The organism is Amycolatopsis sp. cg9 (assembly GCF_041346945.1).
In the GTDB taxonomy this organism is placed as follows: Bacteria; Actinomycetota; Actinomycetes; order Mycobacteriales; family Pseudonocardiaceae; genus Amycolatopsis.
The window spans coordinates 3,071,347-3,085,031 of record NZ_CP166850.1; the positions used below are offsets into that span (position 1 = coordinate 3,071,347).

Annotated in this window: 15 protein-coding genes; 13 read left to right on the plus strand and 2 right to left on the minus strand. The window is 72.4% G+C overall.

Annotated features, from left to right (window positions below):
- Window positions 1–3 precede the first annotated feature (3 nt).
- From AB5J73_RS14705 to proC, 8 genes are all read left to right on the plus strand, one after another.
- Window positions 4–876, plus strand: a complete 873-nt coding sequence (locus AB5J73_RS14705) for an oxidoreductase (protein WP_370970272.1) — start codon at window positions 4–6, stop codon at window positions 874–876.
- A gap of 146 nt (window positions 877–1,022) precedes the next feature.
- Complete coding sequence (locus AB5J73_RS14710) at window positions 1,023–2,264, plus strand: sensor histidine kinase (protein WP_370970273.1); 1,242 nt, start codon at window positions 1,023–1,025, stop codon at window positions 2,262–2,264.
- Window positions 2,261–2,950, plus strand: a complete 690-nt coding sequence (locus AB5J73_RS14715; RefSeq protein WP_091303839.1) for a response regulator transcription factor — start codon at window positions 2,261–2,263, stop codon at window positions 2,948–2,950. The genes AB5J73_RS14710 and AB5J73_RS14715 overlap by 4 nt, the downstream gene beginning before the upstream one ends.
- Before the next feature lie 112 nt (window positions 2,951–3,062).
- The gene (locus tag AB5J73_RS14720; RefSeq protein ID WP_370970274.1) at window positions 3,063–4,046 is read left to right on the plus strand and encodes a Ppx/GppA phosphatase family protein; all 984 of its coding nucleotides are present in this window, start codon (window positions 3,063–3,065) and stop codon (window positions 4,044–4,046) included.
- A 157-nt stretch (window positions 4,047–4,203) separates the two neighbouring features.
- Entirely contained in the window at window positions 4,204–5,838 is a 1,635-nt protein-coding gene (locus AB5J73_RS14725; protein WP_370970275.1) for a hypothetical protein, read from the plus strand.
- Window positions 5,839–5,959: 121 nt separating this feature from the next.
- Entirely contained in the window at window positions 5,960–6,772 is an 813-nt protein-coding gene (locus AB5J73_RS14730; protein ID WP_370970276.1) for a sugar phosphate isomerase/epimerase family protein, read from the plus strand.
- A gap of 134 nt (window positions 6,773–6,906) precedes the next feature.
- Entirely contained in the window at window positions 6,907–7,734 is an 828-nt protein-coding gene (locus AB5J73_RS14735) for a thioesterase family protein (protein WP_086863650.1), read from the plus strand.
- A gap of 163 nt (window positions 7,735–7,897) precedes the next feature.
- Window positions 7,898–8,707 (plus strand): pyrroline-5-carboxylate reductase, encoded by an 810-nt coding sequence (gene proC / locus AB5J73_RS14740; protein ID WP_370970277.1) that lies wholly within the window; start codon window positions 7,898–7,900, stop codon window positions 8,705–8,707.
- Here proC and AB5J73_RS14745 read toward each other — a convergent pair.
- Entirely contained in the window at window positions 8,695–9,024 is a 330-nt protein-coding gene (locus tag AB5J73_RS14745; protein WP_370970278.1) for a winged helix-turn-helix transcriptional regulator, read from the minus strand. The genes proC and AB5J73_RS14745 overlap by 13 nt on opposite strands.
- 40 nt (window positions 9,025–9,064) lie before the next feature.
- Between AB5J73_RS14745 and AB5J73_RS14750 the strand changes: the two genes are divergently transcribed.
- From AB5J73_RS14750 to AB5J73_RS14770, 5 genes are all read left to right on the plus strand, one after another.
- Entirely contained in the window at window positions 9,065–9,625 is a 561-nt protein-coding gene (locus AB5J73_RS14750; protein WP_370970279.1) for a carboxymuconolactone decarboxylase family protein, read from the plus strand.
- A gap of 182 nt (window positions 9,626–9,807) precedes the next feature.
- A complete protein-coding gene (locus AB5J73_RS14755; protein WP_013222402.1) occupies window positions 9,808–10,023 on the plus strand; it encodes a helix-turn-helix domain-containing protein in 216 nt (71 codons plus the stop codon).
- 154 nt (window positions 10,024–10,177) lie between these two features.
- A complete protein-coding gene (locus AB5J73_RS14760; RefSeq protein WP_007030867.1) occupies window positions 10,178–10,279 on the plus strand; it encodes a 30S ribosomal protein bS22 in 102 nt (33 codons plus the stop codon).
- Between the two features lie 258 nt (window positions 10,280–10,537).
- Complete coding sequence (locus tag AB5J73_RS14765; RefSeq protein WP_370970280.1) at window positions 10,538–11,584, plus strand: NAD-dependent epimerase/dehydratase family protein; 1,047 nt, start codon at window positions 10,538–10,540, stop codon at window positions 11,582–11,584.
- Between the two features lie 14 nt (window positions 11,585–11,598).
- The gene (locus tag AB5J73_RS14770; protein ID WP_370970281.1) at window positions 11,599–12,615 is read left to right on the plus strand and encodes a lysophospholipid acyltransferase family protein; all 1,017 of its coding nucleotides are present in this window, start codon (window positions 11,599–11,601) and stop codon (window positions 12,613–12,615) included.
- A gap of 76 nt (window positions 12,616–12,691) precedes the next feature.
- On the opposite strand, the gene AB5J73_RS14775 is transcribed toward AB5J73_RS14770, so the two are convergent.
- The gene (locus AB5J73_RS14775; protein WP_370970282.1) at window positions 12,692–13,600 is read right to left on the minus strand and encodes an HAD family hydrolase; all 909 of its coding nucleotides are present in this window, start codon (window positions 13,598–13,600) and stop codon (window positions 12,692–12,694) included.
- Window positions 13,601–13,685: the final 85 nt, after the last annotated feature.

The following is a 13,685-nucleotide window of genomic DNA, read 5'->3' on the forward strand; positions in this document are numbered from 1 at the left end:
GCCATGACCACGAACACCACCACCCCGGCCGCCGCGGCGGGCACCTGGCAGCTCGGCTCCTTCGAAGTCAACCGGCTCGGCTTCGGCGCGATGCGCCTGATGTCCACTTCGGACGGTGGCATCCGCGCCCGCGAGACGTCGATCGCCGTGCTGCGGCGCGCCGTCGAGCTCGGCGTCAACCACATTGACACCGCTGTCTTCTACTTCGCCGGCCCGCGCTCGGCGAACGAGCTGATCAACCGCGCCCTCGCGCCCTACGACGGCCTCACGATCACCACCAAGGTCGGCCCGGGCCGCGACTTCACCGGCGCGTTCTACACCGCGCGGCCGGACCAGCTGCGCGCCCAGGTCGAAGAGAACCTCCGCGAGCTGGGCCTCGACCACCTCGACGTCGCCAACTACCGGATCGGCGAGGGCCTCGACCGCGGGGAGGGCTCCCTCGCCGACGGGTTCGGCGCGCTCGCCGAGCTGCGGCAGGAGGGTCTGATCCGCGAACTGGGCATCTCCAACGTCGGGGCGGCGCACCTCACCGAGGCCCTCGAGATCGCGCCGGTCGTCTGCGTCCAGAACCAGTACGGCCTCACCGCCCGCCGGGAGGACGACGAGATCGTCCGGATGTGCGCCGAGCGCGGGATCGCCTTCGTGCCGTTCTTCGCCGTCGCCAGCGGGCAGGGGGAGGACCGGCGGGTCGCCGAGGTCGCGCGCCGGCACGACGCCACCCCGGCGCAGGTGCGGCTCGCGTGGACCCTGCACCAGGGCCCGCACGTGCTCGCCATCCCCGGCACCGGCGACGTCGCGCACCTCGAGCAGAACGTCGCGGCGGCCGCGCTGGAGCTCACCGAGGACGATCTGAAGACCCTCGACGGGAACGGGTGAATTCACCCGGTATGTCTCGCCGGGGAATCGATCGGGTGAACGCCGCCTGAAGCCCCGGCGAACATGTCCTCCGCAGGTGTCGCGGTGCTCACGACAAGGCGGACAACGCTAGGCCGAAGGGCCACTTCTCAGCTTACGATCGGCCCGTGACCACGCCTGTTTCACTCGCACTGGCCATCGGAGCCCTGGTGGCCGGTGCGGTGGTCGGTTACCTCGTCGCGCGGGCGCGAACCCGCCGCGAAGAGGCCCGGCCGCCGGGCCCGACCGTAGCCGAGCTCCTCGAACGGCTGGTCCGGTCGTCCCACAACGGCGTCGTCGTGCTCAACCGGTTCGGCGACATGGTGCTGCACAACCCGCGCGCGTACGAGCTGGGCCTGGTGAAGGTCAACCAGGCCGACCCGCGGGCCCGCGTGGCCGCTGAGCAGGTCGCCGAGACCGACGAGCCGGTGGAGATCGACCTTTCGCCGCTGGAAGCGCGCGGCCGCCAGCCGGAAGCGGTGCTCGGCCAGGTCCGGCCGCTCGGCGACGGCTTCACGGTCGTCGAGGCCGTCGACCACTCCGAGGCCATCCGCCTGGAGGCCGTGCGCCGCGACTTCGTCGCCAACGTCAGCCACGAGCTCAAGACCCCGGTCGGCGCGATCGCGCTGCTCACCGAGGCCGTGCTCGACGCCGCCGAGGACGTCGAAGAGGTCCGCCGCTTCGGCGGCAAGATCCTCCGCGAGTCCACCCGGCTCGGCCAGCTCGTCACCGAGCTGATCGCGCTGTCGCGGCTGCAGGGCGCCGAACGGCTGCCCGACCTCAACGTCGTCGAGGTCGACGCGGTCGTCCGCGAGGCGCTCGGCCGCACCACGCTCTCGGCCGAGTCGGCCGACATCCGGATCACCACCGACACCCCCAGCGGCCTGCTCATCGAGGGCGACCGGACGCTGCTGGTCACCGCGCTGTCGAACCTGCTGGAGAACGCGGTCGCGTACTCGCCGGCCGGCAGCCCGGTGTCGATCTCCCGGCGGCTGGCCGACGGGATGGTCGAGATCGCCGTCACCGACCGCGGCATCGGCATCGCCGAAGAGGAGCAGCAGCGGGTCTTCGAGCGGTTCTACCGCGCCGACAAGGCCCGCTCGCGCGCCACCGGCGGCACCGGGCTGGGCCTGGCGATCGTCAAGCACGTCGCGGCCAACCACGGCGGCTCGGTCGGGCTGTGGAGCCGGCCGGGCACCGGCTCGACGTTCACCCTGCGCATCCCCGCGCACGTCCGCCCCGAACCGGCCCCGGAGCCGGCCAAGGGCTCGAAGACCTCGCCGGCACCGCGGCAGGAGAAGACCCCCGAGCGCACCCCGAGGCTCGTGGTTACCGGGCAGGACAGCCCAGATCATGGAGGAAACCTGTGACCAGGGTTCTCATCGTCGAGGACGAGGAGTCGTTCGCCGACCCCCTCGCCTTCCTGCTGCGCAAGGAAGGGTTCACCGCGGCCGTCGCCGGCACCGGCCAGGCCGCGCTGGAGGAGTTCGACCGCAACGGCGCCGACATCGTGCTGCTCGACCTGATGCTGCCCGGGATGAGCGGCACCGACGTCTGCAAGCAGCTGCGCCAGCGCTCGGCCGTGCCGGTGATCATGGTGACCGCGCGCGACAGCGAGATCGACAAGGTCGTCGGCCTGGAACTGGGCGCGGACGACTACGTCACCAAGCCGTACTCGGCGCGCGAGCTGATCGCGCGGGTGCGGGCGGTGCTGCGCCGCGGCGGCGAGCCGGGCTCGGACGGCGAGCTGGCCCCGCTGGTGCTCTCGGCCGGCCCGGTCCGGATGGACGTCGAGCGGCACGTGGTGACGGTCGACGGCGCCGAGGTTTCGCTCCCGCTCAAGGAGTTCGACCTGCTGGAGTACCTGCTGCGCAACGTCGGCCGGGTGCTGACCCGCGGGCAGCTGATCGACCGGGTGTGGGGCGCGGACTACGTCGGCGACACGAAGACGCTCGACGTCCACGTGAAGCGGCTGCGGTCGAAGATCGAACCGGACCCGGGTTCGCCGCGGCACCTGGTGACGGTTCGCGGTCTGGGCTACAAGTTCGAGACGTAAGTCCCTTTCGGGCGGGTTCGTCCCGGCGGGAGGCGCGCCGGGACGAAGCCGCACCGAGTGTTTTCGGTTACAAGTTCGAGACCTGGCCCCGGGGCCGGTACCCTGGACCCCCGTGCGCCTAGGGGTACTCGACGTCGGTTCCAACACCGTCCACCTGCTCGTGGTCGACGCCCACCGTGGCGCCCACCCGACGCCGATGCATTCCGAGAAGTCCGTGCTGCGGCTGGCCGAGCAGATCACCCCCGGCGGGGAGCTCACCAAGGCCGGGGCCGACGAGCTGGTGACCGCCGTCGAATCCGCCAAGGACGCCGCCGCGCGGCTGGGCTGCGAAGAGCTGATGGCCTTCGCCACTTCCGCGGTCCGCGAAGCGAAGAACTCCGCCAAGGTGCTGGCCCGCGTGGCCGACAAGACCGGCGTCGAGCTGCAGGTCCTCTCCGGGGTCGACGAGGCCCGGCACACGTTCCTCGCCGTCCGCCGGTGGTACGGCTGGTCCGCCGGGCAGTTGCTCGTGCTCGACATCGGCGGCGGCTCGCTGGAGGTCGCGATGGGCCGCGACGAGGAACCCGTGCTGGCCGAATCGCTGCCGCTGGGGGCCGGGCGCACCACGCGCACCCGCTTCAAGCACGACCCGCCGACGCGCTCCGAGCTCGTCGCGACGTCGGCGTGGCTGGACGACCAGCTCACCGAGCTCGCGCGGAAGGTCACCAAATGGGGTGAACCGGACCGCGTCGTGGCGACGTCGAAGACCTTCCGGTCACTCGCCCGGCTGACCGGCGCGGCCCCCTCGGCGGCGGGCCCCCGCGTGCGACGTACGCTCACGGACACCGCGTTGCGCCAGCTCCTGGCCTTCATTTCGCGGATGTCCTCGGCCGATCTGGCCCACCTCGAGGGCGTCAGCTCGAGCCGATCGCACCAGCTGGTGGCGGGCGCGCTCGTCGCGCAGGCCGCGATGCGGGCGCTCGGTGTGCCGGAACTCGAGATTTGCCCGTGGGCTCTGCGAGAGGGTGTGATCCTGCGGCGGCTGGACCATTCCAACGGCGCGGATGAGACTGGAGCCGCCCTCGCGGGGCGCTTGACCGCACAGGAGGACCGGTGAAAGCACCCGGCTGGACTTCCCGGACGGAGAACGGGCACGGTGGAGAGGTGACGGACATGCAGAGGTCGGTGTACAGCGCGCGCTGCGCCGCCGGAATGCCGTCGGGTACCTCCCCGCGAGGTGCCGAGGACCCGGAGCGCGCAGGGGAATACCAGGTATGACGGACCAGACCGGAGGCGACCAGCCGCAGAAGACCGTGGCTGAGCTGCTCGCCCAGCACGGCGCCCAGGTCGACGGCGGACGCCGCCGCCGCCGGCGCGCGGCCGATGACGACGACGAACCCGGCACTCCCGAAGCCCCGCCGGGCGCGACCGGCTCGCACCGGCGCCCGGGCGTGAGCGACACCGGGCCGCAGGCGATCATCGACCGCGTGGCCTCGGAGGGCGCCCCGCCACCGCCGGCCCCCGGCCGGCCGGGCGGACGCCGCCGCGCCGAACCGCCACCCCCGCCGCCGCCCGCGCCCCGGGCGGTCCCGCAGGACTCCCAGCCGCTGCCCCGGCCGGTCCCGCCGCCCCCCGCGCGGCCCGCGCCCGGTGGTGCCGAGTCCGGCCAGTACCAGCGTCCGGTGCCGCAGGAGTCGGGCCAGTTCGCCCGGCCCCCGCAGGAGTCCGGCCAGTTCACGCGTCCGGCTCCGCAAGAGCCGCCGGCCCCGCCCGCGGCGCCGCGGCCGCAGGAGTCCGCGCAGCTGCCCGTGCCGCCACGCGCGCCCCGGCGCCAGCCGCCGCCGTCGCAGCAGCTGCCGGTCCCGCCGCCCGCCGCCGAAGAGACCCGCGGGGCCGTCCCGCCGGTCCGGCGCCGGCCGGGCCCGCCGCAGCCGTCCCAGCAGCTGCCCACCCCGCCGCAGCCGTCGCAGCAGCTCCCGACGCCCCCGCCGGCCGGCGGCCCGCTGTCGGCGCGGCTGGACGGGCTCAACGGCACCCCGGACGCCGATGTCGACGTCCCGCCCGGCCCGATGGCCAGCGGCACCTTCGCCACGCCGCCCGCCGCGCCGGGCCGGCCGCGCCGCGCTCCGGCCCGCCGTCCGCAGCCCCAGCAGGAGGCGTACACCGAGCAGTTCTCGGCGGTGCCCGACGACGAGCCGCCCGGGCCGCCGAAGAAGGGCGACGAGCCCTCCTCGCCCGCGGGCCTCGCGAACTGGCGCAAGCGCCGGCAGAAGGAGCAGATGGAGGACACCGAGATCGGCGTGATGCCCGCGGTGCCCACCGACGCTCCCGGCGACGGCTACCCCGAGGACGACTTCGAGCCCGAAGGGTTCGCCCCCGAAAGCAGCGGCTACCAGGCCGCCTACGACGCGGGGCCGCCGACCGGCGCGTACCCGCCGCCGATGCCGTTCGCACCCGGCGACCGCGCCTCGCGCGCGCCGATCCCGGACGACCTCGAGCCGTACGAGCGCGAGTTCGCCGACGGCTACCCGGCGGACGGCCCGGACTTCGAGCAGGACGACTACGGCTACGAGCAGGCCGACGGCTACGAAGACGACGAGTACGACGACGTGCCCGAGCCCGCCGCGGAACCCGCGGCCGCGGCTTCGCCGGGCAAGGCGTGGCTCGCGCTGGCCGGCCAGCTGGCGATGGGCGTGGTCGGCGGTGCGGCCGTCTGGCTCGGCTTCAACTGGCTGTGGGTGAACATCCCGGCCGCCGCGCTGGTCGCGGCGCTGCTGGTCGTCGTCGCGCTGGTCTGGATCGTGCGGAAGATCCGCCGCGCCGAAGACCTGCAGACCACCGTGCTGGCCGTGCTGGTCGGCCTGGTGGTGACGGTGTCCCCGGCCGCGTTGCTCCTCGTCGGCCGCTGACGTGAGCTGAAGGGGACTTTCCTCGCATGTGACGCGACGAAAGTCCCCTTCAGCGCGTCTGGTGAGACGAAAGTCCCCTTCAGCGCGCGCCGCCGACCCGCACCCTCGGTCACGAGGCAGGATGGCGCGCGTGACAGACGAGAAGCCGGTGCCGGTCGGCCTGAGCACGGCGTCGGTGTGGCCGCTCAAAGCCGGCGCGGCCTTCGAGCTGGCCGCCGAGCTCGGCTACGACGGCGTCGAGGTGATGGTCTGGGCCGACCCGGTCAGCCAGGACGTCTCGGCGCTGCGGCGCTGGTCGCGCCGCACCGGGGTGCCCGTGCTGTCGATCCACTCGCCGTCGCTGCTGATCACGCAGCGGATCTGGTCGCCGGACCCGGTAGTCCGGCTGCGGATGTCGGTCGACGCCGCGCTCGAACTCGGGGCCCGCACGGTGGTGGTGCACCCGCCGTTCCGCTGGCAACGCCGCTACGGCGACGCGTTCGGTGATCTCGTCGACGAGCTGGAAGAGTCGAGCGGCGTCGAAATCGCCGTGGAAAACATGTTCAAGGTGCGTCCGCCCGGCGGTTCGCGCACTTCCCGCGTGTCGGCATTCCGGCCGTCGATCGATCCCACGGACGTCGGGTTCCGGCACTACACGCTCGACCTGTCCCACACAGCGGCAGCCGGAATGGACGCGCTCGCGCTCGCGCAGCGGATGGGTGAGGGGCTCACGCACGTCCACTTGGCGGACGGCACCGGCGTCCCGAAGGACGAACACCTGGTACCCGGACGGGGTGGCCAGCCTTGCGCCGAACTCCTCGAGAAGCTGGTCAGCAGCGGTTTCGCCGGCCAGATCGTGCTGGAGATCAACACGCGGCACGCGGTCACCGCGGCCCAGCGGGTGCGCGATCTGGCGGAGGCGCTTTTGTTCGCGCGTTTCCACCTCGGGCAATGAACGAGCACGTTCCGACAGGACACGACTACTCCCGACTCCATTTCCGCCGGTGCAACCCGTAAAGTTCGGACCGTGAACCCGTCGCCCGCGTTGATCGTCCCCTTCCCGGATTCCCCGATCGGCGCGGAGCGTTCGTGAGCGGAACGGACGGCACCGCCGCGTCCTTCGACACGGCGAGTGCGGCGCGGTCGCTGGGGGACGGCACCTTCACCGCGGTGCTGCGCGCGGAATGGGCCATCGGCTCGCACCCGCACGGGGGTTTCCTGCTGGCCCTGCTGGCCAAGGCGGCGATCGCCGCGCTGCACGAACGCGGGGAGCCGCACGCGGAGCCCCTGGTCGTCAGCGCGGAGTTCCTGCACGCGCCGGCCCTGGGCCCGGTGCTGCTGCGCACGGACGTCCGCAAGGTCGGCCGCCGCGCGACGGTCGTCGAGGTCCGGCTGGAGCAGCGCGGCCGCAGCTGCGTCGAGGCCAGGGTGACGACCGGCCGGCTCCCGATGCGCCGCCCGGAGTGGACGGACGTCCCGGCGATGCCCGCCGAGCCCCCGCCCGGCGCGCTCGCGATGGCCGAGAGCACGGAGGGCCCGTTCAACCTGGCCAAGGGCTGCGAGGTCCGCCTGGACCCGGCGACCGCGGGCTACCTGGCCGGCCGCACGGGCGAGCCGCCCCGGATGCGGCTGTGGGTGCGGCCGCGGCACAGCCTGGTCGACCCGTACTTCACGCTGCTGGCGTCGGACGTCAACCCGCCGGTGGTGATGAACCTGGGCCGCATCGGCTGGGCCCCGACGGTCCAGCTGACGGCCCTGCTGCGCACGCGGCCGGCCCCGGGCTGGCTGCGGGTGGTGGTGGAGTCCCGGTCGGTGCACGAGTCGTGGTTCGACTCGGACGCGACGGTGGTGGACTCCCAGGGTCGGCTGGTGTGCCAGGCCCGTCAGCTCGGCCTCGCCCCGGCCCCCGGCGGCTGACCCGCGAGTCGCCGTTCGGACACGCGCGCGGCGGGGTCTTGAATGAGTCATTCAGGTCGTCGGAGGTCCTGAACGAGTCATTCAAGACCTTGCGGACCGCGCCGGGGACCGGCCGCTTGCCCCGGCACCGAGGGGCCGCGTCGCGTTTGGCACGCTTGACCGCATGACGGTCATCGCGGTGCTGGGTGCGGGCAAGATCGGCGAGGCGTTGCTCTCGGGGCTGCTGCACGGCGGCCACGAGCCGGGCGACCTGCTCTTCACCGAGCGGTACCCGGCGCGCGTCGAAGAGCTCACCACCCGCTACGGCATCCGCGGTGTCGAGGTCGAAGACGCGGCGAAGCAGGCCGACATCCTGGTCGTCGCCGTGAAGCCGCAGGACATCGACCCCGTGCTCGACGAGCTGGCGCCGCTGCTCGGGCCGTCGTCGCTCGTCGTCTCGCTGTGCGCCGGGCTGCCGACGTCGCTGTACGAGCGGCGCCTCGCCGACGGCGTGCCGGTCGTGCGGGTCATGCCCAACACGCCGATGCTGGTCAACGAGGCCATGAGCGCCATCTCCGCCGGCCGGTACGCGACCGCGGAGCACCTCGCCGTGGTGCGGGACCTGCTCTCGCACGTCGGGCAGGTCGTCGAGGTGCCCGAAGGCCAGCAGGACGCCGTCACGGCGTTGTCGGGGTCCGGGCCGGCCTACTTCTTCTTCCTGGTCGAGGCCATGATCGACGCCGGGATCCTGCTGGGCCTGCCGCGTGCGCTCGCCGGGCAGCTGATCATCCAGTCGGCGGTCGGCGCGGCGAAGATGCTCGCCGAGTCCGAGGAGCACCCGGTGCTGCTGCGCGAGGCCGTGACCTCGCCCGCGGGCACGACCATCAACGCCATCCGCGAGCTGGAGAAGCACGGCGTGCGCGCGGCGCTGCTGGCCGCCATCGAAGCCGCGAAGGACCGCTCGGTCGAGCTGGGCAAGGCTCACGAAGGCTGACGCGGCCGCCAGTCCGCCGCCCACGCGTCGAGCCGGACGAGCGTCCCGAACAGCGAACGGCCCTGCTCGGTGAGCGCGTAGCCGTCGCCGCCGTGGTCGGCCAGGTCCGCCTCGGCCAGCTCGCGCAGCCGGGTCGCCAGCACACTCGACGACACCCCGTCGCAGCGCTGCTGGAGCTCGCGGAACGTCGGTTCCGCGCCGTCGCGCAGTTCCCAGAGGATGCGCAGCGTCCAGCGCCGGCCGAGCAGGTCGAGCAGCGCCATCACCGGGCGCCCGGTCGTCGAGCCGCGGACGGGGCGGCCCGGGAGTGGGGTCATCTGCTTTCCTTTCCGAAGCGCCGATGTTAGCGTGCCCGACATGCCTCTGAAATCGAAGCAGCCGCGGATCGCTCCCCTCGAACCGCCCTTCGACGCCGGCGTCGAGGACGTCGTGCGGGAGCTCGGGCCGCCCATCGGGCTGTTTCGCGTGTGGGCCCGCCGCCCGGCGCTGGCCAGGGGGGTCGCCGGCTGGGGGCGGTACTACTTCTCCCGGGAGTCGGCGCTGACCGTCCGGCAGCGCGAGCTGGTCATCGACCGGACGACGGCGTTGTGCGGCGCCGGCTACGAGTGGGGCGTGCACATCGCGAACTTCGCGGAGAAAGCCGGTCTCGACGCCGCGCAGGTCCGGTCGCTGGCCGGCGGCGGACCGGCCGACGGGTGCTGGAACGCGGCGGACCGCGCGGTGCTGGCCGCCGTCGACGAGCTGCACGCGACCGCCGACCTCGCCGACGCGACCTGGGCCGGCCTGGTCGACGCCGCCGGCGAGGACGGCGCGCTCGACGTGCTGCTGGTCTGCGGCTGGTACCACGCCGTTTCGTTCACCGTCCGGGCGCTCCGGCTGCCCTTCGAACCGGGCACGATGGGTCCGGATTCGCCGTAATGGGCGATTCGCCGGGGCTTGCACGCGCGGGTGCTTGTGCGTTAGCGCAGGTAGGAGCCCATCTCGGTGACAGGCGTCGCATTAGTCCCACCAGTCCCGCTACTCTCGATAGAGCACGTGCGTGTCGATACCACAGGTGGGGAAGCCTCGTGGCGCGACACGTGTCGAAGGACGCGGTAAACATGTCGCCGAACAAGAAGGAGGATCTGCCGGCAGTCGGGCAGGTCCAGTTCCTGACGGTCGCCGAGGTGGCCACGCTGATGCGGGTCTCCAAGATGACCGTCTACCGTCTCGTGCACTCGGGTGAGCTGCCCGCCGTCAGGGTCGGGAAGTCCTTCCGGGTGCCGGAAAAAGCAGTGCACGAGTACCTCCAGGGCGCTTACTACGACGTGGGTTGAGCCACGCCGCGGCCGGCGGCACGTCACCTACGACGTGCCCGCCGACCGGCCCGCACCGAGTGGCGGGTAACCTGGAAAACCGCTCGTGCCTGTGCGCTCCACCCGTTGGACGCTGCGCCGGGCAGCGTGACCGACGACGACCTAAGGAGCGCCCATGGGCTCTGTGATCAAGAAGCGCCGCAAGCGCATGTCGAAGAAGAAGCACCGCAAGCTGCTTCGCCGTACGCGCGTCCAGCGTCGTAAGGCCGGCAAGTAAATCCTGCCCCAGCGTGACCGTGGCCCGTCCAGTGTCTGGACGGGCCACGTCCATGTGGTGGGCCGGTTCCCCCCGTTCGAGTGAGGCCTTCGTCGCTTTCCGGGGGAACTGCGGTTAATAGCACGTAAGACACCCCGGAGCTACCACTGAAGAGCGGTAACATCTCAAGGGTGTCCGCGCGATGCTTCCAGTGAGTGCAGGCCCGCGCACTTCGGGTGATCGTCCACCACCACCACGCCCCAGGCCGCAGGGAGTCGCATGCCGTCGAACATCGTGCTCGTCACCGGGGTCGCCGGCGAACTGGGCGGGAAACTGCTCGCCCGGCTGGGCAACAACCCCGATTTCGAGCGGGTCATCGGTGTCGACACGGTTCCCCCGGACAAGACCGTCCTGCAGCGCATGGGCCGCGCCGAGTTCGTCCGCGCGGACATCCGGAACCCGCTGATCGCCAAGGTGATCAGCACCGCCAAGGTCGACACGGTGGTGCACGCGTCCTGCACCGCGCACCCGGCCGGGCCGGGCCGCCGCACCGCGATCAAGGAAGTCAACGTCATCGGCACGATGCGGCTGCTCGCCGCGTGCCAGCGCTCGCCCCTGGTCCGCAAGCTGGTGGTGAAGTCGACGGCGGCGGTCTACGGCGCCGGCGCCCGCTCGCAGGCGGTGTTCACCGAGGACTCCGAGCTCATCCCGACGTCGACCAGCGGGTACGCGAAGGACGCCGTCGAGATGGAGGGCTACGTGCGCGGCCTCGTGCGCCGCCGCCCCGACATCACCACGACGCTGTTCCGCTTCGCCAACATCATCGGGCCGTCCACCGACACCGTGCTTTCGCGCTACTTCGCGCTGCCGGTGGTGCCGACGGTCTTCGGGTACGACGCCCGGATCCAGCTGCTGCACTCGTCGGACGCGCTGTCCGTGCTCGAACGCGCGACCCTGACCGACCGGCCCGGCGTGTTCAACGTCGGTTCCGAGGGGGTACTCACCCTGTCACAGGCGATCCGGCGAGCGGGCCGGGTCGAGCTCCCGATGCCGCGGAGCGTGGTGCCGTCGGTCGGCAAGGTCCTGCGCGGCGCGCGCGTGGTGGACTTCTCCGCCGACCAGGTCCGGCTGCTGAACTTCGGCCGGGTCGTCGACATCACGAAGCTGAAGAACGAGTTCGGGTACACCCCGCGGTGGACCACGCGAGAGGCGTTCGACGACTACATCGTCGGACGCGGCCTGAGGCCGGTGCTCGACGGCGGCAAGCTGGCCGGCCTGGCCGGCAAGGTGCTCATCGCCGCGGCGACGGGGCAGGCCAACCGGTGAGCAGACCGCACGACTTGGACGAGTTGGGAAGCGAGGCGGAGACGGTGGGCGGTGCCGAGGCGCAGGTCATCCCGCTGCACGGACCGGGCCGGGAAAAGCCGGAAACCGAGCGCGACCTCCGCGCGGGCGAGGCCGTGCGGGAGGACGCGCCGGTCGTCGCCTTCCCGGGCGCGGACCGGCCGGCCGCCGAGGAGCCCCTTTCGGCCGCCGCGCGTTCGGCGCTCGGCTTCATCCGCGACCGGCTGACCGGCGACTACACCGTCGACGAGTTCGGCTTCGACGCCGAGCTGACCGACGCCGTGTTCCTGCCGCCGCTGCGCGCGCTGTACAAGAACTGGTTCCGCGTCGAGACCCACGGCGTCGAAAACCTCCCGGCTTCGGGCGGCGCGCTGCTGGTGTCCAACCACTCGGGCACGTTGCCGCTCGACTCGCTGATGACGGCGGTCGCGGTCCACGACGAGACCGACGGCCGCCACCTGCGCGGCCTCGGCGCCGACCTGGTGTTCCAGGTGCCGCTGGTGGGGTCGTTCGCCCGCAAGTCCGGCCAGACGCTGGCCTGCAACGCGGACGCGGAACGCCTGCTGCGCAAGGGCGAGCTGGTCGGCGTGTGGCCGGAGGGCTTCAAGGGCGTCGGCAAGCCGTTCTCCTCCCGCTACAAGCTGCAGCGCTTCGGCCGCGGCGGCTTCGTGTCGGCCGCGGTGCGCGCCGGCGTGCCGATCATCCCGGTGTCGGTGATCGGCGCCGAGGAGATCTACCCGAAGCTCGGCGACATCAAGGTGCTGGCCCGGATGCTGGGCCTGCCGTACTTCCCGGTGACGCCGTTCTTCCCGCACTTCGGCCTGCTGGGCGCGATCCCGCTGCCGACGAAGTGGAGCATCGAGTTCGGCGAGCCGATCCGCACCGACGAGTTCGAGCCCGACGCGGTGGAGGACCCGATGCTGGTGTTCCAGCTGACGGACCAGGTCCGCGAGTCGATCCAGCAGACCCTGTACCAGCGCCTTTCCCAGCGGAAGTCGGTCTTCCGCGGCTGACCGTCCGAAGCACCCCAATGTGGCGTTCGGTGCGTCCAACGCACCGAACGCCACATTGGGGTGCTCGGGGCCGGGGTCAGCGGCGGCGGTAGGCCATCCCGGCCGCCACCGCGCCGGCCAGAGCGCCCGCGCCCAGCACCGACGGCACGCCGATCTTCGCCGCCTTGCGGCCGGTGCGGAAGTCGCGGATCTCCCAGCCGCGGGCGCGGGCCACGTCGCGCAGGCCGCCGTCCGGGTTGACCGCCACCGCCGTGCCCACCGCGGACAGCATCGGGATGTCGTTGGCCGAGTCCGAATACGCCGTGCAGCGCTTGAGGTTCAGCCCCTCGCGGGACGCCAGCGCCCGCACCGCGTGGGCCTTCGCGCGGCCGTGCAGGAGGTCGCCCACCAGCCGTCCGGTGTACACGCCGTCACGGGTTTCGGCGACCGTGCCCAGTGCGCCGGTCAGGCCCAGCCGGCGGGAGATGATCGCCGCCAGCTCGATCGGGGTCGCCGTCACCAGCCAGACGCGCTGGCCCGCGTCCAGGTGCATCTGGGCCAGCGCGCGCGTGCCGGACCAGATCTTGTCCGCCATCAGCTCGTCGTAGATCTCTTCGCTGATCGACGTCAGCTCCGCCACCGTGCGGCCGGCCACAAAGGACAGTGCGCGCTCGCGGTGGGTCTTGATGTCTTCCTTGTTCTCGCGGCCGCCGAGCCGGAACTTGATCTGGCCCCAGACGAAACCGGCCAGGTCGGCGGAGGTGAAGAACTTGCGCGCCGCGAGCCCGCGGGCGAAGTAGAAGATCGACGCGCCCATCATCATCGTGTTGTCGACGTCGAAGAACGCGGCCGCGGTCAGGTCCGGCGGTGCGGGCGGGGCGGGGGGTTCGGCGACCACACGGGCGTGCGCGGCCTCGGCCGACGCCTCGCCCGCGAGCGTGGCGAGCCGTTCCAGCTCCTGACTCTTATCCCTGCCACGCCAAGCTGACACGCACACCGCCTCCACGTCTGCCCACGTCTGGCGACGTCCCTGCGAACGTCCGGGTCCTTCGCACAGCGTAGCGAGCCGCCCACCGCCTCGTCGCAGGTGT